A 22,070-nucleotide genomic window follows, 5' to 3' on the forward strand; every position below is an offset into this window, starting at 1 on the left:
ATAACATATTTTATATTAAATAATAAATTTATTCAAGGAAATATATAATTTAAAACATTATTTATACTACTAAAATTATATTATATACTTGCGCAACTAACCTATTCTATGGTAAAATAATAAATGTTTGAATTGAGGAGATTATTTCTTCACAGTTTTTTAAGGAGGTGTTTTTAATGTCAAAGAAGTGCGAAATATGCGAAAAAGGTGTTGTATTTGGTGTTCAATACAGCCATTCACACCGTCAATCTAAAAGATCATGGGCTCCAAACATAAGAAAAGTTAAAGCTATAGTTAACGGAACTCCAAAAACTATTCATGTTTGTACAAGATGCCTTCGTTCTGGAAAGGTTCAACGTGCTATTTAATAAATAAAAAATGCAGTTGTTTTTACAATTGCATTTTTATTTATTTTACTATAAACTTATTTTTTTTTCTTAAAGACTTTTATGATTCTAGATATAAATCTAGGAAGTTTTATGGTAATAAATTTCATATATATTCCTCCCCCAAATTAATGAAAATCTATAAGCTTAAATCCTAGGCAAATGAGTAATGCACCAACTACCATTATAAACCCCCAAAATGGGATAATAACAGTAATTATAATCCCCAAGCCAATGGATACCAGAGCAATTCCAACCTTTTTCTTAAAACTTTTAGTACACACCTTCTTAGACATATTATTATCCCCCAAAGTCATTCTATATTATTATATGAAATAGCAAAATAGAATGTTACAAAAATATTGATAATCTTAAAATTTTAATTATTTAGAAATCACCTGGTGAATATAAATCTGATTTTATCGGAATAATATTGAAGCCTAATCGCAAACAGTATAATTTTATAGCTTCTAAATACCAATCGCTGGCTCTTGGATCAACTATTATACCTTCTATAAACTTAAATGGATCTATTCTTAAATTTATATGTGTGCAATTTTCATATTTTTTGTCTAAACATCTTTCATTATTTATAACAATCAATCTGACTTCATTTTCATGTTTAAAAGCTGACCTTTTTAATAATCCACTTCCAAATATGGATTTATCACCTTTCATATTTTTTAATTGTAATAGTGCTTTTTCTAAATCATTATAATATATCACTGGTGAAAGTATTCCAAACTTAATATCAGAAATTAATTTAAATTTTTCTGGAGAAGTTTCAATTAATATCCCTTCTTTATTTGATGAATAGATTTTCCATAAGGCATCTGAAGTTCCTTCTAAACTCCAGCATTGTCCATATAAATCATTATCCTGTAAATATTTATTTTCAATTTCATCAGTAGGTATTTCCCACTTATCTTCCCAAGACTTAATTTTTGTAAGATAAATCTCTTGTTTTTCCATCATGGACATAAATTTACCTAATGTCATATATCTATAAATTTTTATATTTTTTTTAATACTTTTATCAACAATAAGACCATATGCATTCATTATTTATTTTTCCTTTCCTAAACTTAAATACTCCAAAATTATAAGATTTTAAATAACATGTATATGTTATGTAATATTCCCCTTTAACTACTTAATATTTTGATAAATTCAAAAAATATAAAAAAGTCCACTAGAATCTGTGAACTTTTTTCATTATATACTTTCTATTTAATTATATCTAATCTTTACTATAAAACACCATTAAGTTTCCACTAGTAAAGTTTATTTCAACTTCCCCATCTAAAAATTCATTAGATATAGTTCTAGGGTCTCCTATCTTTAAAAGGTACTCTTGGAGCTTATACTTAGCTCCCTTTATGCTTAAATTTTCTACATTTTCACCATAACAATGAAGTGAAAATGTTTCACCCTTTTTTCCTTTTATTTTTATAGGCTTATCTACTATTTGAATACAATTATGATCATCCTTTATATAAGCATTTATATTTAATTTTAAACATTTCAAAAGCATACCCATATTTCCCATTAGATGATCTATTCTTGTACCAGTACAGCCTAATAAAATAATTTCAGTTCCACCTAGTTCCAATGCTTTATTTAACACAAGCTCTGTATCAGTAAAATCTTTATCTGTAGGATAAGTTTCTATACAACATTTTGGAGATTCTTTAAAAAATTCTAAAGCTTTCCTATCTATAGAATCAAAATCCCCCATTAAATAATTAGGCAATATATTGTATTCATATAAGCAATTTCCACCACTATCTGCACAAATCAAAAAAGAACTATCTTCTAATTCATTTTTTATTAACTCATAGGATGGTGCTTCTCCCCCTGATACAATTACTATTTTCATTTACCTATCCCCTTTTAAAATCTTTATGTTTTCTTCAATTTTTCCATCCTTAAAAACTGCAGATCCAGCCACTATTACATTAGCACCACATTCCACTACACTTTTTATATTGTCTTTTCCTATTCCACCATCTACTTCTATAAGCAAATTTTTATTAAACTTATTGCTTAATTCTTTTAATTCCTTTATTTTTTCAGAACAATAATTTATGTACTTTTGTCCACCAAATCCAGGGTTTACAGTCATTATAAGTACCATATCTAAATTAGGTATCAAATACTTTATGCTTTCCACAGGTGTAGCCGGATTCAAAGCTATTCCTACTTTAGCTCCTAAACTTTTTATATAATTCACTGTTCTGTCTATATGTCTATCTGTCTCATAATGTATAGTTATCATGTCTGCTCCTGCTTTTACGAAGTCTTCCACAAATCTAGCAGGTTCTTCTATCATTAAATGAACATCAAAAGTAAGGGAGGTAATGTTTCTTATACTTTTAATTACAGGTATCCCAAAAGATATGTTAGGTACAAACATTCCATCCATTACATCTATATGTACCCAGTCTGCTCCATACTTTTCTAATGCTTTAACATCCTCACCCAATTTAGAAAAATCTGCTGACAATATTGAAGGTGCTAATTTTATCATTTTTGTATTTTCCTCCTTAATTAAAGTAACTAAAAATAGTTACCATTGAATTTTTCTATTGTTTATTTCTTCCAATGTTTTTATGTAAAATTCATACCGTTTTGCATTTATTTTTTTCTGTTCCACAGCATGCTTTACAGCACATCCAGGTTCTTTATAGTGAAAACATCCTGTAAATTTGCAATTACCTATATATGAATCAAATTCAGGAAAGCACTGTTGTAAATCTTCTTTAGAAATAAACTCTATTTCTAAAGAAGAAAATCCTGGTGTATCCACTAAAAATCCATTCCCAATGTCTATGAGTTCACTGTGCCTTGTAGTATGTTTACCACGTCTCAACTTTTCACTTATCTCCCCAGTAGCCATAACTTCTTCTCCCATTATGGAGTTTAATATTGTAGATTTTCCGACTCCAGAAGGTCCGCATAAAACTGTAACATTATCCTGCAGCTTTTCTCTTATTAAATCAATTCCATAACCTTCCTTGGCTTTCAAAAACAGCGTTTCATATCCTGCACTTTTAACCATTTCTACAATTTCATTCATTTCTTCTTGTAATACTAAATCTAGTTTATTAAAGCATACTATGGCCTTTAAATTATTGTATTCACAACTAAGTAAAAACTTATTTAACAATTCTTCATTTATTTCAGGATTTCTTAATGCAAAAACTACTAATGCCTGGGTTACATTTGCCACAGAAGGTCTTATAAGCTTATTTATTCTAGGGTAGATTTTATCTATAACACCTTTTCCATTTTTTATTGTAATTTCTACTTTATCACCAACCATAGGCGTAAGTTCATTATGTCTGAACTTACCCCTAGCTTTACATTCAACTACATTTTTATCTGTTTTTATATAATAAAACCCTGCTATTCCCTTTATTATAGTTCCTTCCATACACCCTCCTATTGAATTAATAATTACTGACTTTTATTATTGTTACCTGAATCTGTTTTATTATTTGAGTCTCCTGAACCGGATTTTCCTGGATTCACAGTACTTGGATTTTGACCTGGTTGATCATTTGGCTTTGTCACTGTACCTGGATCTGGCTTCTTAATATCTGATTGAGCAGGTTGCTGTTCTTTATACTTATAATAAGTTAAGTTAACAGTACTTCCCGCTTTTGCTTGTTCTCCACCTGAAATAGACTGACTTATTACTTTTCCATCTTGTGATTTATCTGATGTATCTACTGCTGATTTTGTTACTTTAAAACCTGCACTAGATATTGTTCCTGAGGCTTCATCAATACCTTTTCCATTTACATCTGGAACAGTTAAATTTCTAACCTCTTGTCCTCTGCTCACTACAAGATTTATTTTAGTATCTGCTGTAGCATCTGAATCTGGTTGAGGATCTTGCTTTATTACACTTCCTTTAGGTACACTATCGCTATACTCTCGACTTACATCTCCAAGCTTTAACCCACTTTTTTCTATAACATCCTTTGCAGAATCTAAATCCATACCTATTAAACTAGGAACTGCTAACTTATCTGGTCCACCACTTATACTAACTCTAACTTCCGAATTTACGCTTACACTTGTTCCTGGCTCTGGATAAGTTCTAAGCACAGTTCCTTCTGGCTTATCACTTTTTTCTTTTCCAATAGAAACAAATTTTAACTTGCTATCTTCAACAGCCTTTTTTGCATCTTCTTGCTTCATTCCAATTATTTTAGGTACTGTAGTTTTAGCAGATGCCTTATTAAGTGCAAAGTATCCTGAAATTCCACCTATAACTAATACTAATATTGCTGCAGTAACAAACATTAGTATTTTTCTTTTCTTAGGATCAAGCATTGTTTTCTTTTTATTATATTGTTCATCATAATCATCATTATACTTTTTATCATTAGCATACTTATTATCGTATTTACTATCTTCATATTTATTTCTATTATACTTATCTTTATCATCTACTACTACAGCATCCATTATTCTAGTCATGTCTTCATCAAAATCACTAGTGGAAATATCAACTTCCTGATTATTTTCTATTTTTCTAAGATCAGTGAGCATATCTTTTATTGTCTGATATCTTTTAATAGGTTCCTTTTCCACAGCTTTTAATATAAGCTTATTTAAATTATCAGGTATATTTTCATTTAACTGTTTTGGTGGAATCACTGGTTCTTGTATATGCTTTAATGCTACAGATACTGGACTATCAGCATCATAAGGTACTCTTCCTGTACACATTTCATAAATAACTATACCTAAAGAATATATATCTGTTCTACAATCTACAAAGCTTCCTCTAGCCTGTTCAGGAGAAAAGTAATGTGCTGATCCCATAACCTTGCTGGAATTAGTTATCGTAACTGAATTGGAAGCTTTGGCTATACCAAAGTCTGTTACTTTTACTACTCCTTCATTAGTAACCAATATATTTTGTGGTTTTATATCCCGATGTATAATGTTATTTCTGTGTGCACAATCTAAAGCTCTAGCTATTTGAATAGCTAGGTTTGCAGTTTTTGCTGTAGGTATCTTGCCTTGTTCACGAATTATTTGTTTCAGGGTTTTACCATTAACATATTCCATTACTATATAATTTATATCACCTTGCGTACCTACATCATAAATATTTACTATATTGTTATCTGAAAGACTGGCTACTGCTGTTGCTTCTCTTTTAAATTTTTCAACAAATTCTTTATCATCAGAATACTGTTCTTTTAATATTTTAACTGCTACATAACGATTTAATAAGTGACATTTAGCCTTATAAACTAATGCCATACCTCCCTCACCTATTTTTTCTAACAATTCATACCTATTACCTAGCATGGTTCCTATCATCTTCACACTCTCCTCCAAATACAATAACTGATATGTTATCTCTTCCACCCTTTAACTTACTAAGTTCTATTAATTGCTTACATGCTCCCTGATTATTATTATTCATTATTATATCATACATTTCATTTAAACTTACTCCATTAGATAATCCATCAGTACAGAGAATTATTTTTAACGTATCAGATAAATTTGCTTCAAAAATATCTATATCTACATCTATATTTGTGCCTAATGCTCTTGTTATTATATTTTTATTAGGATGACTTACAGCCTCTTCTTCAGTAATACTTCCTTCATCCACTAACTGCTGCACTAATGAATGATCCTTAGTTATTTTAATTATTCCATCATACTTCATAATGTAACAACTACTATCTCCTACATTAGCTACTATCATTTTATTCTCTTTAACTAAGCATGCAGTTATAGTTGTCCCCATTCCATTGAGCTCAGAGTTACTTTTAGATAAACTAAAAATTTTTTCATTAGCTAATTTTATACCTGATTTCAATGTATCCTTCATACTCTCTATACTAATAAAACTAACAAATGATTTTACATAATCAATAGTAGTGTCTACTGCCAATTTACTAGCAACTTCTCCGGCATTATGTCCTCCCATACCGTCGGCAATAACATAAATATCAAAGTTTTCATTTTGATAAAATCCCACTGAGTCTTCATTAATTTTCCTAACGTTACCTATATCTGACAACATCCCTACCATTTTTTTACACCCCTCTTAAATAATTTTTAGATTTCAAATAGCTCCTTCTCAACTGACCACATGCAGCATTTATATCTGAGCCCATTTCTCTTCTAATAGTAGTTTCTATACCTTTTTTAATCAAAATGTTAGAGAAGTTTTTTATATTATTTGTAGGAGATTTTTCAAAATTGTTTTCCCGCACTTTATTTACAGGTATAAGATTTACATGACATAAAATCCCCCTTAAAAGATTAACTAATTCTTCTGCAGATTGAGCACTATCATTAACATCCTTTACTAAAGCATATTCAAAGGTAATTCTTCTGTTTGTCTTACTTATATAGTACTTACATGCTTCTATAATCTCGTTTATAGAATATTTATTAGCTATTGGCATCATAGTTTTTCTAAGTTCATCATTAGCAGCATGAAGTGATATTGCTAGTGTTATTTGATAATCTTTATCTGCTAGTTCTTTAATTTTAGGAACTATGCCACAAGTTGAAAGAGTTATGTGTCTTTGACCAATGTTAAGACAATATTCAGCATTTACTAAGCTTAAAAATTTTATTACATTTTCATAGTTATCTAGAGGTTCCCCACTTCCCATTAAAACTATGTTCGATATTCTTTCTCCTATTTTTTCTTGAGCTTTTAAAATTTGAGCTATTATTTCACCACTACTTAAGTTTCTCACCATACCCTCTACAGTAGATGCACAAAACTTGCATCCCATCCTACAACCGACTTGAGTAGAAACACATATAGAATTTCCATGTTTATATTTCATAACTACTGTTTCAATTATATTTCCATCCTTATATTCATAAAGAAATTTATGTGTATCATCATTCTCAGATTTGTATACTTCTATAATTTGTGGTATATCTATCTCAAAACATTTTATAAGTTTTTCTTTTGTACCTTTAGGCAAATTATCCATTTTTTCAAAATCCCACTGATTATTTTTGTATATCCAGTGAAATACTTGCTTAGCCCTAAATTCACTTTCTCCATTATCCTTCATCCACTGCTTTAGTTCTTCAAGGCTTAAGTCTAAAATATTATCCACTAATTACACCTACCCACGTCTTATCATTTTTGCAATGAAGAATCCATCCATATATTTATTTGGCAATATTGTTATATATCCTTCATTATGATAAATTATATTATCTAATTTCCCGTAATATATTGGTTCTATCTGAAAATCTGGTCTCTTCTTTATAAACCACTTTATGTTTTCTTCATTTTCTTCCTTATTTAAAGTACAAGTAGCATAAATAAGTTTTCCATTCTTTTTAACATATTTAGCTGCATTGAGCATAATTGTCTTTTGAATTTTCACAAGACTTTCTAAGGACTCTTTATCCTTATTCCACTTAATTTCTGGTTTCTTTCTTATAATTCCAAGTCCTGAACAAGGCACATCAATCAATACCCTATCACCTTTTTCTTCATATATATCCATATATTTAGAAGCATCTAAAGTGCCACATTTTACATTCGTTATTCCAAGTCTTTTAGCATTTTCCTTTATTAAAGGCAATTTATTTTCATGAATATCAAAAGCAAATATTTTTCCTTGATTGTTTGTAAGTTCTGCTATATGACAAGTTTTACCTCCTGGAGCACTGCATAAATCCAAAACAGTCATATTTTCCTTTAACTCCATGGAAGGAGCCACCATCATTGCACTTTCATCCTGAACAGTGATTAGTCCATTTTTAAAAAGAGGGTTGTTCTCTATATTTCTACCTCTGTTTATTATAATTGCTTCTGGACATACTTTTCCTTCTTCTATGTCATATCCATTCTTTTTAAGTTCTTCCCAAGCTTCTTCATAATTAGTTTTTAAATTATTTACTCTCACTGTAATTGCAGGAACTTCATTTAATCCCTGTAATATTTTTTTAGTTTCTTCTTTTCCATACTGGTTACTAAATAAACTAACCATCCATTTAGGAAAAGAGTAATCAAAACACATTTTTTCTATATCACTATTTTTATTATAATAATCTATATTATTGCTTCTAAGATAACTTCTTAACACTCCATTTACAAGTCTTGCAGTCTTCACAGCCTTTCTCTTAGCCAATTCAACTGCCTCATTAACTACAGCAAACTCTGGTATTTTATCTAAATACCTTATCTGATAAATAGATATCCTAAGTATATTTAGGATATCTACATCTAATTTTTTAAGTCCACTTTTTATATAATAATTCAATATAGTATCTATTGTATATTTGTATTTTAAGGTTCCATATACTATTTCTGTTACTAAAGCCTTATCTTTATCATTCATATCAGATCTATTTAATTCTTTTCCTATAACCATATTAGAGTATGAATTTCCATAAAATACTTCTTTAAGTATTTTAACTGCTGTTTTTCTAGCACTATCCATTATATTACCTCTGCTTCAATTATTTTTAATCTTCTCTTCTGCTAATAAGTATTAATCTTATCAAGTTTGATATAGCTGTTATAGCTGCTGCTACATATGTCATAGCAGCTGCACTTAATACAGCTTTAGCTCCTTTTAGTTCCTCACTATATAGTATACCTCTTCTTTCCAATATTCTTAATGCTCTGCTGGAAGCATCAAATTCTACAGGCAATGTTATAAGTTGAAATATCACTACTGCTAAAAATAATAATATTCCAAAATTAATTAGAGGCTTTATGCCAAGTACAAACCCTGCAAAAAATAATAACCATGAAATATTTGAACTAAAATTTACCACAGGAACTATAGAATTTCTAATCACTAAAGGCGCATAACGTTCTTTATGTTGAAAAGCATGGCCTGTTTCATGAGCTGCCACTCCAATAGAAGCTACAGAATTCCCATAAAAAACTTCTTCTGAAAGCCTCATTACTCTTCTAGTCGGGTCATAATGATCTGTAAGTTTTCCTGGAATAACTTCTACTGGTACATCATATAATCCATTATTGTCAAGTAGCATTCTTGCAACCTGTGATCCTGTATATCCATTACGATTTCCAAATCTCGAATACTTATCAAAAGTAGAAGAAACCTTATATTGAGCTACAGCTGCTATTATTAATGCTGGAATTAGTATAATGAAACTACTATCAAAATAAAACATAGCTATACTCCCCTTCCAATTACTTAAATTAAAAGTAATTTATTCTCCCAATGTAATACCTTTATTTAATTTATGTCCTCTTATATATTCACTAACCTTCATAGGCTTACCACCTGGAAATTGTATATTTGTTAAAAGTATAGATCCTTCCTTGCAAGCAACTTTTATTCCTTCATTACATACATCTATTACATATCCAGGGTTGTAATTACTATTTTCATCTAATATGTTTGCTTCATAAATCTTCATATTTTTTCCTTCATATTGAGTATATGCAATAGGCCAAGGATTTAATCCTCTAATTAAATTTTTTATTTCCCTATTACTTAAATTCCAATCTATTTTAGCCATATCCTTATTTAACATGGCTGCATAAGCAGTAGTTGAATCTCCCTGCTTTTCTCTTTTTATAGTTTTGTCTTCAATACCTTCTAAAGTTCTAACTAAAAGATCTGATCCATCTTCCATTAAAATATCATGAAGTTCTCCTGCCGTCATATCTTCTGTAATGTCCACATGGCTTTTTAAAAGCATATCACCAGTGTCTAAACCAATATCCATAAACATGGTTGTATTTCCACTTTCCTTTTCCCCATTTATTATAGCCCAATTTATAGGTGCAGCTCCTCTATACTTTGGAAGAAGCGAAGCATGTAAATTTATACATCCATATTTAGGTGTGTCTAATACTTCTTTTGTAAGTATCTGCCCATATGCTACTACTACTATAAAATCAGGATTTATATTTTTTAAGCTTTCTAAAGCTTCAATATCTTTTCTTAACTTTTCTGGTTGATATACAGGTATATTATATTGTACTGCTACTTCTTTTACAGCTGACATACCTAATTTTTTTCCTCTTCCCTTAGGTTTATCTGGTTGAGTAAAGACAGCTGTTACATTAAATTTTTCTATAAGTTTTTTTAATGAAGGAACTGCAAAATCTGGTGTTCCCATAAAAACTATATTCATACTCCTAATTTTCTCCTTCTGTTTTTAAAATTTTATCAACAAATAATATCCCCTCTAAATGATCTATTTCGTGGCATAATGCTCTTGCAAGCAATTCCTCGCCTTCTACTATGATTTCTTCTCCTTTTTCATTTAAAGCTTTTACTTTTACCTTGTAAGGTCTTTCCACTTTTCCCTGTTCACCAGGTACACTTAAACATCCTTCTTCATCTATGTAACTACCTTCTGTAGATATAATTTCAGGATTTATGAGCTTTAATATTCCTTCTCCTACATCTATTACTACAACTCTCTTAAGTATACCTACTTGAGGGCCTGCAAGTCCTACCCCATCAGCATCGTACATAGTTTCTGCCATATCATCTAATAATGTTACAATTCTATCATCTATATTTTCTACTTTTCTACTCTTTTTTCTTAATAAATCATCACCATATTTTCTAATATTTCTTAAAGCCATTACTTTTACCTCCTAAATTTAAATACAAACTTTATTTACCCAACTATAATAAACTATTAGGGTTTACATCAATACTTACCCTTATATCATTATAAACATTTTTTAATAAATCATAAACTAGTTTTCTTATTTTTTCCTTAAGTTCCTTTTCTATATTGCCCTTTAATATTATTTGCCATCTATAAAATTCTTTAATTTTAGAAATTTCACAAGGACAAGGTCCTAATATTTTAATTGTATCATTTTTTTCTAATATATTTTTTAAAAATATACCAACATTTTGTATACTTTTTATTAATATATTTTCGTTCTTGCTGCTCATATTAATAAGAAATAGATCAACAAACGGTGGATACTCCATAATACTCCTAACTTTTATCTCTTCTTCATAGAAACCTTTATAATTATTATTAGTTGCACATATTATACTATAGTTTTCTGGACTATAGGTTTGAACAATAACTTCTCCTCTTTTTTCCCCTCTGCCAGCTCTACCTGAAACCTGTGTAATAAGCTGAAATGTCCTTTCATTAGATCTGAAGTCTGGCAAATTTAAAGATAAATCTGCTGCAATTATCCCTACTAGCGTAACATTTTTAAAGTCCAATCCTTTTGCTACCATTTGAGTTCCTATAAGTATATCTGCCTTTTCTTCTTTAAAAGTGTTGTATATTGTTTCATAAGAATTTTTACCTCTGGTAGTATCAAAATCCATCCTTAAAGTTCTAGCCTCAGGAAAATACTTTTTTATTTCCTGTTCTATTTTTTCAGTACCAACACCAAAATACTTAACATACTTACTTCCGCATTCAGGACAAATACTAGGTGATTTTCTGCTACTGCCGCAATAGTGGCACACTAATTTTCCTTCATCCCTATGATAGGTTAGAGATATATCACAGTTATCACACTTGAATACATAACCACACTTTCTACAGGAAACAAATGTAGAAAAACCTCTTCTATTTAAGAAAAGTATTATTTGTTCTTTTTTATTTAATCTTTCTTCTATAGATTCATAAAGCTTTTTACTAAACATAGATTTATTATTATTTAGCAATTCTTGTCTCATATCAACAATTTCAATTTTAGGCATAATAGCATTATCAGCTCTATTTTTTATAGTTATAAGTTCTATATCTTTATTTTTACATCTATAATAGGTTTCTACAGATGGTGTGGCTGAACCTAGAATTAACTTGCAATTACTTATTCTACATTTCATTTCCCCAATTTCTCTGGCATTATATTTAGGATTACTGTCAGATTTATAACTTCCTTCATGTTCTTCATCTATAACTATCATTCCTAGATTGCTAAAAGGAAGAAATATTGCAGATCTAGCTCCTATTGCTACTTTAACTTTTCCTTCCTTTACCCTTAGCCATTCATCATATCTTTCCCCTGGTGATAACTTACTATGAAAAACACTTATATCCTTTCCAAATCTGCCTTTAAACCTCTCTACCATTTGAGGTGTAAGTGCAATTTCAGGTACTAGTATTATAGATTCTTTATTTTTTTCTATCATGTTACTTACCAAATGCATGTATATTTCGGTTTTTCCACTACCTGTAACTCCATGTATCAGAAACACACTTTTGGGGAAATTCAATATAGTATCTACAGCGCTTTGCTGTTCCCTATTTAAAATCTTTTTGGAGTATTTTTCATACTGTCTTACATTATATCTATTTACCACATTCTCTTTTTGAGAAAGAAAACCATGTTTTATCATTGTATTTACAGAAGATAATGATATATTAAATTTTTTTGCTAAGGCATTTTTATTGTACATACCCGGATTTTTTTTCACTATTGAGTATATACTTAAATAAGGTTCTTTTTGAAATTTTTCACTTAACTCTACTTCTCCCATATACACTTGGATTTCTGTCTTATTTTTCATTCCACTAGAAATACCTGTTGGAATAAAAACTTTTATGCATTCCAAATAAGTTGACAAATATTTACTCTTCATCTCTTTAATAAGAATTACATCATCTCTGGTAAACAAGGTAAATTTATCGCATATTCCTGATATTTCTTTAATTCTTGTATTACCTGTATATTCATCATAAAGTTCTAACACAAATCCATCTATTTTTTTATTTCCCATACCAAAAGGAACTTTTACCCTAATGCCAATATCTATTTTATTTACTAATGTTTCTGGTATTTTATATGTAAAAATTCTATCTACTTGTAAGGAACTATTATTAACTACTATACCTGCATAACTGTACACTTAATCACCCTTTGTTTCCAATAGTAAATAGGAGAGGTATTTCCTTACGATAAATCGTAAGTTTCAACCCCTCCCCAAAATTTATTTTTCATTTATTAAATCAAATAATTTCTTTGCAACTTGCCTCTTAGACATCTTTTCTAAATCAATTTTTCTTCCATCTCTACACAAAATGGTTACTTTATTGTTATCAGAAGCAAAACCTGTATCTGATGCTGTAATATCATTGGCAACAATATAATCTAAATTTTTAACCTGAAGTTTTTTCTGTGCATTTTCCATTAAATCATTACTTTCTGCAGCAAAACCTACAAGTATTTGTTTTTTCTTTAAAGTTCCTAATTTTTTAAGTATATCCTCATCTTTAACAAGTTTTAATTCAAACTCATCCTCAGATTTTTTTATTTTCTTTTCTGAATAATTCTTTGGCTTATAATCTGCTACAGCTGCAGCTTTTATTACTATATGCTGCTTTCCAAAGTTATCTATAACACTATTTAGCATTTCTTCATTAGTTTTAACATTGATTACATTTACTCCAGCAGGAGCTTTAATATAAGTATCTCCAGATATTAAAGTTACATCTGCTCCCCTGTCCCTAGCTTCTTCTGCTATAGCATAACCCATTTTTCCTGAAGATCTATTGGTTATGTATCTAACAGGATCCATTGATGCTATAGTTGGTCCTGCTGTTACTAAAACTTTTTTACCTTCAAGATCTTTTATGTCATACATCATACTTTGCACAAACTCTGATATAAGCTCTGTATTAGCCAGCTTACCTTCGCCTTCATCACCACAAGCCAATCTTCCTGACTCTGGATATATAAACTTATATCCAAACTTAATAAGTTTTCCCATATTATCCTGTACTATAGGATTATTATACATATTAGTGTTCATAGCAGGCGCAAAAACTACTGGTGCCTTAGTGGCCATAATAGTTGTAGATAGCAAATCATCTGCTATGCCACTGGCAACTTTTCCTATTATATTTGCTGTAGCAGGAACTATTAACATTAAATCTGCTTTTTTCGCAAGAGAAATATGTTGTATCTCCCAAGCCTTTGGTTCAGAAAACATATCCAAACTAACTATATTTTGGCTTAGGGTTTGAAAACTTAAAGGAGTGACAAACTCCAAAGCTGCTTTAGTCATAATCACATGTATTTCAAAATCTTTTTTCTTTAGTTTACTTATTATATCTAAAGCTTTATAAGCTGCAATACCACCCGTTACCCCTATAACTATAGTCTTTTTATTAGTCATTGTTTATTTAATACCTTCTCTAACTGTAGTATAAGTAATTGCTCCTTGACTAATTTCATTTATTGCTATTGTAACAGGTTTAGTAGAAGTAATTCTTACCATAGGTTCTGCACCTTCAATTAGTTGTCTAGCCCTTTTAGCTGTCATTGTAACTAATGTATATCTATTGTCTACTTTTTTTAATAAATCTACCACTGATGGATTAATCATAGAGTTGCTCATGAATAATACCCTCCTTTGAATCTAATATATTTTCTTTAACTCTGTCTACTCTACATCTTTCTGCTATAACTATACCTTCTATTTTTTTTACTGCTTCTTCTACAGTGTCATTTACAACTGCATAGTTATATTTTGAAACATAATTTATTTCTTTATATGCAGCTTTAAATCTTGTCATTAAAGACTCTTCAGTTTCACTTCCTCTGTTTATTATCCTTTGTCTTAATTCTTTCATAGAAGGAGGAAGTATAAAAATGAAAACTCCTTCTGGATAAGTTTCTTTTACCTTTAAAGCCCCTTGAATATCTATTTCCAGCACTACATCTTTACCACTATCTACTGCTGATAAAACACTGTCTTTAGGTGTTCCATAGTAATTTCCATAAACCTCTGCATATTCAAGAAATCCTTCACTTTTTATTCTATTTTGAAACTCTTCTTTACTCAAAAAATAATAATTTGCGCCATCTACTTCTCCTACCCTTGGATTTCTCGTAGTTGCAGAAACAGAAAGCCAAAAATCATTCTTTTCTAATAAAGCCTTGCATATAGTTCCTTTACCAGCTCCTGATGGACCTGATATCACCACTAATAGCCCTTTTTCCTTCATTATTCCTCTACCTCGTTAACTGCATCATCATCTTCTTCTTTTGAAGCCAATCTATGTGCTACAGTTTCCGGTTGAACTGCTGAAAGTATTACATGATCACTATCTGTAATTATAACAGCTCTTGTTCTCCTTCCATAAGTAGCATCTATAAGCATTCCCCTGTCTCTAGCTTCTTGTATTATTCTTTTTATAGGTGCAGACTCAGGACTAACTATAGCTACTAATCTATTTGCTGAAACTATATTTCCGAAACCTATATTTATCAATTTTATACCCATATGCTTCCTCCTAATTTTACTCTATGTTTTGAATTTGTTCTCTAATTTTTTCAATTTCATTTTTTATATTTAATACATAGTTAGTGATCTCTAAATCATTTGACTTTGACGCAATAGTATTGGCTTCTCTATTCATTTCCTGAACAATAAAATCCAACTTTCTTCCTATAGGTTCATCTAAATTTAAAGTATCCTTCACTTGAATCAAATGACTATTTAATCTAACAATTTCTTCGTCTAGACAAGCCTTATCTGCAAACAAAGCAATTTCCATAGCAATTCTGTTCTCGTCTATTGTACAATCCTGCATTAGCTCACTTAACCTAGTAGTAAGTTTTTGCCTATATTCCACTACTACTTGTGGTGATCTTTTCTCTATTTTATCCAATAGGGATTTAATATAGTCACACTTTACAAATATATTTTGCTGCAACTTTGTTCCCTCTTTTTCTCTCATAGAAACAAGCATATTCACTGCATCTTCTAATGGAGTTCTAAGAGATTTCCATAGTATTTCTAAATCTTCTTCCTCTTGCTTTACAGTTATTACTTCTGGAAACTTCGCAACAAGTGATACAGTTATATTTTCTTGTATACCATATCTTTCTCTTATTTTGTTTAAACATTGCACATAACTATCAGCTAGTGACTCATTTAATACGGCATTTACACCTTGTTTTTCATAATTGTTTTGCGTGATAAAAACATCAATTTTGCCTCTATTGATCTTTTCCTTAATAAGTTTTCTCATTCTGTCTTCAAGAGCTATAAAGGCCTTCGGCATTTTAATATTTAAATCAAAGTACCTATGATTAACAGTTTTTATTTCTACTGTAAATCTTCCACCTTCTTGGTCTGTACTTCCCCTTCCGAAACCAGTCATACTTTTTATCATATTTTTCATCCTTCCGTGTTTACCTTACCAATCCATACTAATTATACATAAATATTAATAATAATTTCAAGATAAATTTACAATTACTAATATCATAAGAAGATTAAAATACATTTATAAAAATTATACCACAAAATATAAGGTATAAACATATTTAATGAAATATTGAAAATTTATTTTAAATTATTGTATATTACGCTTCAAAGCCTGTGAATTTAAATTCACAGGCTTATTTTAATGAAATTATATGCTAACATATGAACTTTTATAATATAATGCAAATTAATCCACCATTACCTTCATTTATAATCTTCTGAAGTGTTTTTTGTATTTTTATTTGAACATCTTCAGGCATCTTATACAATTTATTTTGAAGTCCCTCTTTTACCAGTATTTCCAAAGACTTACCAAACATATTGCTTTGCCATATCTTTGATGGATCATTTTCAAACTGTTCTAATAGTGATTTAATCATTTGCTCACTTTCTCTTTCTGTACCAATTATAGGAGAAACTTCTGTTTCGATATCTGCTCTTATAAAATGTAATGAAGGTGCGCTAGCTTTTAATTTAACTCCTGACCTATTACCTTGCTTTACTATTTCTGGCTCTTCCAATTTCATTTCTGAAAGCTGCGGAGCAACTAATCCGTAACCTGTCTCTCTAACATCTCTTAACGCATCTGCCACCTTATCATATTCAATCTTTGCTTCATGCATCTCCTGTACTGCTCTCAAAAGATCGCTCTCTCCTGCTATTTCACTATCACAAACTTCACTGAGTACTCTATAGAATAAATCTTCCTTAGGATTTATACTTACCCTTGAAGTGCCTTCTCCCATATTAATTTCATTTATATCTGATCTTCCTATAAATTCTACATCGCTTAAACTATCCACAGACTTGTTTATATCTCTGACCTTATATATGTTCTTGCACATATCTTTTACAACATTAATAAAATCTACCTTAAGCCAATGCTTTGCTTCTAACTTTTCAATCCATTCAGGCATATCAATGTTTATTTCCTTAATTGGGAATTCTTTTAATATTCTTTGAAATATGTTAGTTATATCCTCCTGTCTCATATTAAGTACATCCATGGTCTGAACAGGAACATCATATTTATCCTCTAGATCTTTTTTAATAGTCATAGTTTCTGGGTCATATGGGTGCTGAGAATTAAGAACTATCATAAAAGGTTTATTTATTGATTTAAGTTCATTTACTACTCTTTCCTCTGCTTCTAGATAATCATCTCTGCTTATATTTGTAATAGATCCATCTGTTGTAACTAAGAGTCCTATAGTAGAATGCTCGTTTATAACTTTTTTAGTACCTATTTCAGCTGCCTCTTCAAAAGGTATTTCATAATCATACCAAGGTGTAGTAACCATTTTTGCCTCTTCGCCTTCCATATATCCCAATGCACTTTTTACAATATATCCAACACAATCCACCATTCTAACCTTAAACCTAGTGCTTTCATCCAAAGTTATTTCTACTGCCTCATTTGGTACAAACTTTGGCTCAGTTGTATGAATGGATTTTCCTGATGAACTTTGAGGTAATTCATCCTTAGCTCTTTCTTTTTTATAGGAATTTTCTATATTAGGCAATACCATAAGTTCCATAAATCTTTTTATAAATGTAGATTTTCCAGTTCTAACAGGACCTACTACTCCCACATATATGTCTCCCTGGGTTCTTTCCGCTATGTCTTTGTATATATCAAAATTTTCCAAAGTATACCCCCCAATATTCTAATATTAACAATATATATATATTAAAATGAGAGGCAACTTATTACTAAATATGAAAATTATACTGTTTAATAAACTTCTTCTTTCTTGTCTCTAGTCATCAATTCATAAACCCCATACTTAACATCTTTACTTTCAAAAAGTACCTTATACAAAACGTCTGTTATAGGCATAGAAACTCCTAAACTTTCTTTTAAATCATAAAATGCCCTACAGGCCTTTATGCCTTCTACAACCATTCCTATTTGTTCTGTAGCTTCTTCTGGAGCAGTTCCTTTTCCTATAAGTATACCGGCTCTTCTATTTCTGCTGTGCATACTAGTACATGTAACTATAAGATCTCCTATACCCGTAAGTCCTGAAAAAGTTTCTCTTCTTCCACCTAAAGCTAATCCAATTCTTATTATTTCACTCATACCTCTTGTCATAAGTGCAGCTTTTGTGTTGTCACCATATCCAACACCATCAGATATTCCTGCTGCTAGTGCTATAATATTCTTAACAGCACCACCTATTTCAACTCCTATTAAATCATCATTAGTGTAAACTCTAAATTTATTTGTCATAAATAAATCCTGCACATTCTCTGCAAACTTTATATCTTCTGAAGCAGCAACTACAGTAGTTGGTATGTCCTGAGCTACCTCTTCAGCATGGCTTGGTCCTGATAAAATAACTATATGATTTAACGGCAATTCTTCTTTTATAACTTGTGAAAGTCTCTTACCAGTCTTTTCTTCAATTCCTTTAGCTATACTTATTACTATTTGATCTTTATTAATAAACTTTGCCACTTCTCTAGATATTGTTCTTACCACATGAGATGGAACCGAAATTACTATGTAATCACTATCTTTTATTACTTCTTCCATATTTTCTGAAGCTTCTACACCAACAGGTATAACTGCTCCATGCAAATATTTTATATTCTCTTTCTTGATATTAATATCATCTACTACACTTTTGTTTCTATCCCAAACTTTAACCTTAGTTCCTTTTTTAGCTAGCATTATAGATAACGCTGTTCCAAAACTTCCTCCACCTAAAAAAGCAACTTTAGAACTCATATTTATTCCTTCCTTTCCCTAAACTGCAGCTTTATACCTGTGCCCGTAAAGTCAAAATTTTCCCTTAATTGATTTTCAATATATCTCTCATAGGAAAAATGAAGACATGATGGATCATTTACAAAGAATACAAAAGTAGGTGCTTTTGTACCTATTTGTGTAACATAATATATCTTTAATCTTTTTGTCCCCACTATAGGAGGTTCTTTCATCATTACAGCTTTACTTATTACATCATTTAATACACCTGTTTTTATTTTCTTAGAGTAATTAGAATAGCACTCCTTAACCATATCTAACACTTTTTGAACTCTCTGTCCTGTTTTTGCAGATATAAATAGATATGGAGCATAAGACATAAATGAAAGATTCATTCCTATTTGCTTTTTAAAAGCATTCATGGTGTTTGTATCCTTTTCCACCAAATCCCACTTATTTACTATAACCATAATAGCTTTACTCATTTCATGAGCATAACCTATTATTTTCTCATCCTGATCTGTTATACCGTGAGTAGCATCTAACATAAGTATACAAACATCTGCTCTTTCTATGGCTGTATAAGTTCTTATTACACTGTATCTTTCAATTTCTTCCTTTACCTTGCTTTTTCTTCTAAGCCCTGCTGTATCAATAAGAGTAAATTTGCCTTGTTCTGTTTCTAAATAGCTGTCAATAGCATCCCTAGTAGTTCCAGGTATCTCGCTTACTATAACCCTATCTTCTCCTAAAAGCTTGTTGATAAGAGATGACTTTCCTACATTAGGTTTTCCTACAAATGCTATCTTTATATACTCATCATCTTCATCATCTAATTTGTCATCATCAAAATATGATACAACTTTATCTAGCATATCTCCAAGTCCAAGTGCTTGTGAAGCTGATATAGCAATAGGCTCTCCTATTCCTAGATTATAAAATTCATATGCATTATCTTCATCCTTTAAACTATCTATTTTGTTAACTACAAGTACTACAGGTTTTTTACTTTTTCTAAGCATTTGAGCTACTTCTTTATCAGCATCTGTAAGTCCTTGTTTACCATCTACTATAAATACTATGACATTTGCAGTTTCAACTGCCATTGTTGCCTGTCTTCTCATTTGAGAAATTATTATATCACTATTTTCAGGTTCTATACCACCTGTATCAATTATAGTAAAATTATACTTAAGCCACTCAGCCTCTGCATATATTCTGTCCCTAGTAACACCTGGTGTATCTTGAACTATAGATATTCTCTTTCCAGCCATTTTATTAAACAATGTAGATTTTCCTACATTAGGTCTTCCTACTATCGCTACTATTGGTTTTCCCATTTTTATTCCTCCTTACAATGATCATTTATTATATTTATTAAATCCTCTCCTGTGAAGTCACATATGATAACTTTTCTCTTTAAAGCCTTTCCTAATTGTTCTATAGTAACATCATCCAAAAATACTTTTTCATTATTTGAGGCAAGTTCATATCCTTTTCTCAGCATAACATTAGGAATTATAATATACTCTCCTAGCTCTACTTCCTTTAACTGCTGGATTATATCTCCACCAGTTACAAGTCCTGCTACAGTTATAGTATGGCCAAAAAAATCATTAATTATCTTTTCAACCTTTATATTAATTTTATTATTAACATTGCATATTTTTTGAGTACCCTTAACTATTTCTTCATAAGCAGAAACTCCTGTAATAACAGTAAAAGAACCCTTTATATCTTTCTTCAAATTTTTTAAAGAACTTTCAATAGTATCTCTAAAAACTCTTATCATGCCTATTCCATCTTCCAGCTGTTCAAAGCCATCGTAAAAGTCTGACGAAGGAACATCCCTTTCTGCTAGAACATAAAATTCATCTGATAATCTTACAAATGGAGATCCTATTTCTTTTATATACTTTTTTTGAATTTCAGAAATTCTATCTAATTCCTCTTGTGCTGTTTTTTTATCATATAATTTAAGCTCGTATAATCCTTCTCTATACTTTGTAACACCTACTGGAACTACTGCTAAATTTTCAATTTGTGGATACAGTTTATATAAATCTTCTATGGTTTTTTGCAGCTCTTTTCCATTATTTATTCCTGGACAAGACACCACTTGGCAATTCATTTTTATACCTGCTTCAGATAGTCTTTTTAATCTGTCATAAACATTTCCTGCAAACCTATTGTTAATCATTTTAATTCTAAGTTCAGAGTTTGTCGTATGAACAGATACATTTATTGGACTAATTTTATATTGAATTATCCTGTCTATATCTTCTTCCTTCATATTAGTCAATGTTATAAAGTTACCTTGCAAAAAAGCAAGCCTTGAATCATCATCTTTAAAATAAAGAGTTTCTCTCATACCATTAGGCAATTGATCTATAAAGCAAAATATACAATTATTATGACAACTTTTAGGTTTATCTAAAATAGCCTCTGCAAATTGTATTCCTAGCTTTTCATCATACTCTTTTTCTATCTCTAACTCCCATATCTCTCCAGACTTCTTTTCTATTTCTACATTAATATATTCATCACACATAAGAAATCTGTAATCTATAATATCCTTAACAATTTTGCCATTAATGCTTAATAAATAGTCTCCTACTTCTATTCCCATTTCTTCTGCAATACTTCCCAGTTCTACTAGCGCTATTTGATTTTTCATATATACAACTCCTTTTTGACCTATGGACATCTCGCAATATGGCTCTGTTACTAAAAAAATATCCATTTAGTAAT

Annotated in this window: 23 protein-coding genes; 1 reads left to right on the forward strand and 22 read right to left on the reverse strand. The window is 30.2% G+C overall.

Features of this window, described 5'->3' with window-relative positions:
* The first annotated feature begins 176 nt into the window (after window positions 1-176).
* Window positions 177-368 carry a 50S ribosomal protein L28 gene (gene rpmB, locus Q6H37_RS22970; RefSeq protein WP_007061457.1) on the forward strand — a complete coding sequence of 64 codons (192 nt, stop codon included), beginning with the start codon at window positions 177-179 and terminating at the stop codon, window positions 366-368.
* Window positions 369-514: 146 nt separating this feature from the next.
* On the opposite strand, the gene Q6H37_RS22975 is transcribed toward rpmB, so the two are convergent.
* From Q6H37_RS22975 to Q6H37_RS23080, 22 genes are all read right to left on the reverse strand, one after another.
* Window positions 515-682, reverse strand: a complete 168-nt coding sequence (locus Q6H37_RS22975; RefSeq protein WP_007061458.1) for a hypothetical protein — start codon at window positions 680-682, stop codon at window positions 515-517.
* A gap of 91 nt (window positions 683-773) precedes the next feature.
* Window positions 774-1,448 carry a DUF2971 domain-containing protein gene (locus Q6H37_RS22980; RefSeq protein ID WP_318736874.1) on the reverse strand — a complete coding sequence of 225 codons (675 nt, stop codon included), beginning with the start codon at window positions 1,446-1,448 and terminating at the stop codon, window positions 774-776.
* Between the two features lie 178 nt (window positions 1,449-1,626).
* Window positions 1,627-2,265 (reverse strand): thiamine diphosphokinase, encoded by a 639-nt coding sequence (locus Q6H37_RS22985; protein ID WP_318736875.1) that lies wholly within the window; start codon window positions 2,263-2,265, stop codon window positions 1,627-1,629.
* Window positions 2,266-2,916, reverse strand: coding sequence for a ribulose-phosphate 3-epimerase (rpe, locus tag Q6H37_RS22990; RefSeq protein WP_007061461.1), 651 nt, complete (start codon window positions 2,914-2,916; stop codon window positions 2,266-2,268).
* 39 nt (window positions 2,917-2,955) lie between these two features.
* Window positions 2,956-3,822: a ribosome small subunit-dependent GTPase A gene (gene rsgA / locus Q6H37_RS22995; RefSeq protein WP_048029787.1), complete on the reverse strand. Its 867-nt coding sequence runs from the start codon at window positions 3,820-3,822 to the stop codon at window positions 2,956-2,958.
* Between the two features lie 23 nt (window positions 3,823-3,845).
* Complete coding sequence (gene pknB, locus Q6H37_RS23000) at window positions 3,846-5,732, reverse strand: Stk1 family PASTA domain-containing Ser/Thr kinase (protein WP_318743136.1); 1,887 nt, start codon at window positions 5,730-5,732, stop codon at window positions 3,846-3,848.
* On the reverse strand, window positions 5,710-6,459 hold the full coding sequence (locus Q6H37_RS23005; RefSeq protein WP_318736878.1) for a Stp1/IreP family PP2C-type Ser/Thr phosphatase: 750 nt from the start codon (window positions 6,457-6,459) through the stop codon (window positions 5,710-5,712). The genes pknB and Q6H37_RS23005 overlap by 23 nt, the downstream gene beginning before the upstream one ends.
* A gap of 4 nt (window positions 6,460-6,463) precedes the next feature.
* The gene (gene rlmN / locus Q6H37_RS23010) at window positions 6,464-7,513 is read right to left on the reverse strand and encodes a 23S rRNA (adenine(2503)-C(2))-methyltransferase RlmN (protein ID WP_029161454.1); all 1,050 of its coding nucleotides are present in this window, start codon (window positions 7,511-7,513) and stop codon (window positions 6,464-6,466) included.
* Window positions 7,514-7,522: 9 nt separating this feature from the next.
* A complete protein-coding gene (gene rsmB, locus Q6H37_RS23015; RefSeq protein WP_318736881.1) occupies window positions 7,523-8,851 on the reverse strand; it encodes a 16S rRNA (cytosine(967)-C(5))-methyltransferase RsmB in 1,329 nt (442 codons plus the stop codon).
* Window positions 8,852-8,876: 25 nt separating this feature from the next.
* Window positions 8,877-9,557, reverse strand: coding sequence for a zinc metallopeptidase (locus Q6H37_RS23020; RefSeq protein ID WP_318736882.1), 681 nt, complete (start codon window positions 9,555-9,557; stop codon window positions 8,877-8,879).
* A 39-nt stretch (window positions 9,558-9,596) separates the two neighbouring features.
* Complete coding sequence (gene fmt / locus Q6H37_RS23025; RefSeq protein WP_318736884.1) at window positions 9,597-10,529, reverse strand: methionyl-tRNA formyltransferase; 933 nt, start codon at window positions 10,527-10,529, stop codon at window positions 9,597-9,599.
* Window positions 10,530-10,533: 4 nt separating this feature from the next.
* Window positions 10,534-10,989: a peptide deformylase gene (gene def, locus Q6H37_RS23030; RefSeq protein ID WP_007061471.1), complete on the reverse strand. Its 456-nt coding sequence runs from the start codon at window positions 10,987-10,989 to the stop codon at window positions 10,534-10,536.
* A 43-nt stretch (window positions 10,990-11,032) separates the two neighbouring features.
* Complete coding sequence (gene priA, locus Q6H37_RS23035) at window positions 11,033-13,237, reverse strand: primosomal protein N' (RefSeq protein WP_318736886.1); 2,205 nt, start codon at window positions 13,235-13,237, stop codon at window positions 11,033-11,035.
* 81 nt (window positions 13,238-13,318) lie between these two features.
* Window positions 13,319-14,506: a bifunctional phosphopantothenoylcysteine decarboxylase/phosphopantothenate--cysteine ligase CoaBC gene (coaBC, locus tag Q6H37_RS23040; protein ID WP_318736887.1), complete on the reverse strand. Its 1,188-nt coding sequence runs from the start codon at window positions 14,504-14,506 to the stop codon at window positions 13,319-13,321.
* Window positions 14,507-14,509: 3 nt separating this feature from the next.
* On the reverse strand, window positions 14,510-14,728 hold the full coding sequence (rpoZ, locus tag Q6H37_RS23045; RefSeq protein ID WP_318736889.1) for a DNA-directed RNA polymerase subunit omega: 219 nt from the start codon (window positions 14,726-14,728) through the stop codon (window positions 14,510-14,512).
* Window positions 14,709-15,338 (reverse strand): guanylate kinase, encoded by a 630-nt coding sequence (gene gmk, locus Q6H37_RS23050; protein ID WP_318736891.1) that lies wholly within the window; start codon window positions 15,336-15,338, stop codon window positions 14,709-14,711. Before gmk ends, rpoZ begins: the two co-directional genes overlap by 20 nt.
* Window positions 15,338-15,616: an extracellular matrix/biofilm regulator RemA gene (gene remA, locus Q6H37_RS23055; protein ID WP_007061476.1), complete on the reverse strand. Its 279-nt coding sequence runs from the start codon at window positions 15,614-15,616 to the stop codon at window positions 15,338-15,340. The genes gmk and remA overlap by 1 nt, the downstream gene beginning before the upstream one ends.
* A 16-nt stretch (window positions 15,617-15,632) precedes the next feature.
* On the reverse strand, window positions 15,633-16,511 hold the full coding sequence (locus Q6H37_RS23060; RefSeq protein WP_318736894.1) for a YicC/YloC family endoribonuclease: 879 nt from the start codon (window positions 16,509-16,511) through the stop codon (window positions 15,633-15,635).
* Between the two features lie 265 nt (window positions 16,512-16,776).
* Window positions 16,777-18,255 carry a stage IV sporulation protein A gene (spoIVA, locus tag Q6H37_RS23065; protein ID WP_318736896.1) on the reverse strand — a complete coding sequence of 493 codons (1,479 nt, stop codon included), beginning with the start codon at window positions 18,253-18,255 and terminating at the stop codon, window positions 16,777-16,779.
* Window positions 18,256-18,341: 86 nt separating this feature from the next.
* The gene (locus Q6H37_RS23070) at window positions 18,342-19,340 is read right to left on the reverse strand and encodes an NAD(P)H-dependent glycerol-3-phosphate dehydrogenase (RefSeq protein ID WP_318736897.1); all 999 of its coding nucleotides are present in this window, start codon (window positions 19,338-19,340) and stop codon (window positions 18,342-18,344) included.
* A gap of 2 nt (window positions 19,341-19,342) precedes the next feature.
* The gene (gene der, locus Q6H37_RS23075) at window positions 19,343-20,659 is read right to left on the reverse strand and encodes a ribosome biogenesis GTPase Der (RefSeq protein WP_318736899.1); all 1,317 of its coding nucleotides are present in this window, start codon (window positions 20,657-20,659) and stop codon (window positions 19,343-19,345) included.
* A 2-nt stretch (window positions 20,660-20,661) separates the two neighbouring features.
* A complete protein-coding gene (locus Q6H37_RS23080) occupies window positions 20,662-21,996 on the reverse strand; it encodes a DUF512 domain-containing protein (RefSeq protein ID WP_318736901.1) in 1,335 nt (444 codons plus the stop codon).
* Between the last annotated feature and the right edge of the window lie 74 nt (window positions 21,997-22,070).

The organism is Clostridium sp. JS66 (assembly GCF_033561535.1).
GTDB lineage: Bacteria > Bacillota > Clostridia > Clostridiales > Clostridiaceae > Clostridium_AM > Clostridium_AM carboxidivorans.

Bases quoted from the DNA above. Each gene is read 5' to 3' on its own strand.
- rpmB (WP_007061457.1), top strand. From the start codon at position 177: ATGTCAAAGAAGTGCGAAATATGCGAAAAAGGTGTTGTATTTGGTGTT.
- Q6H37_RS22975 (WP_007061458.1), bottom strand. From the start codon at position 682: ATGTCTAAGAAGGTGTGTACTAAAAGTTTTAAGAAAAAGGTTGGAATT.
- Q6H37_RS22980 (WP_318736874.1), bottom strand. From the start codon at position 1,448: ATGAATGCATATGGTCTTATTGTTGATAAAAGTATTAAAAAAAATATA.
- Q6H37_RS22985 (WP_318736875.1), bottom strand. From the start codon at position 2,265: ATGAAAATAGTAATTGTATCAGGGGGAGAAGCACCATCCTATGAGTTA.
- rpe (WP_007061461.1), bottom strand. From the start codon at position 2,916: ATGATAAAATTAGCACCTTCAATATTGTCAGCAGATTTTTCTAAATTG.
- rsgA (WP_048029787.1), bottom strand. From the start codon at position 3,822: ATGGAAGGAACTATAATAAAGGGAATAGCAGGGTTTTATTATATAAAA.
- pknB (WP_318743136.1), bottom strand. From the start codon at position 5,732: ATGATAGGAACCATGCTAGGTAATAGGTATGAATTGTTAGAAAAAATA.
- Q6H37_RS23005 (WP_318736878.1), bottom strand. From the start codon at position 6,459: ATGGTAGGGATGTTGTCAGATATAGGTAACGTTAGGAAAATTAATGAA.
- rsmB (WP_318736881.1), bottom strand. From the start codon at position 8,851: ATGGATAGTGCTAGAAAAACAGCAGTTAAAATACTTAAAGAAGTATTT.
- Q6H37_RS23020 (WP_318736882.1), bottom strand. From the start codon at position 9,557: ATGTTTTATTTTGATAGTAGTTTCATTATACTAATTCCAGCATTAATA.
- fmt (WP_318736884.1), bottom strand. From the start codon at position 10,529: ATGAATATAGTTTTTATGGGAACACCAGATTTTGCAGTTCCTTCATTA.
- def (WP_007061471.1), bottom strand. From the start codon at position 10,989: ATGGCTTTAAGAAATATTAGAAAATATGGTGATGATTTATTAAGAAAA.
- coaBC (WP_318736887.1), bottom strand. From the start codon at position 14,506: ATGACTAATAAAAAGACTATAGTTATAGGGGTAACGGGTGGTATTGCA.
- rpoZ (WP_318736889.1), bottom strand. From the start codon at position 14,728: ATGAGCAACTCTATGATTAATCCATCAGTGGTAGATTTATTAAAAAAA.
- gmk (WP_318736891.1), bottom strand. From the start codon at position 15,338: ATGAAGGAAAAAGGGCTATTAGTGGTGATATCAGGTCCATCAGGAGCT.
- remA (WP_007061476.1), bottom strand. From the start codon at position 15,616: ATGGGTATAAAATTGATAAATATAGGTTTCGGAAATATAGTTTCAGCA.
- Q6H37_RS23060 (WP_318736894.1), bottom strand. From the start codon at position 16,511: ATGATAAAAAGTATGACTGGTTTCGGAAGGGGAAGTACAGACCAAGAA.
- Q6H37_RS23070 (WP_318736897.1), bottom strand. From the start codon at position 19,340: ATGAGTTCTAAAGTTGCTTTTTTAGGTGGAGGAAGTTTTGGAACAGCG.
- der (WP_318736899.1), bottom strand. From the start codon at position 20,659: ATGGGAAAACCAATAGTAGCGATAGTAGGAAGACCTAATGTAGGAAAA.
- Q6H37_RS23080 (WP_318736901.1), bottom strand. From the start codon at position 21,996: ATGAAAAATCAAATAGCGCTAGTAGAACTGGGAAGTATTGCAGAAGAA.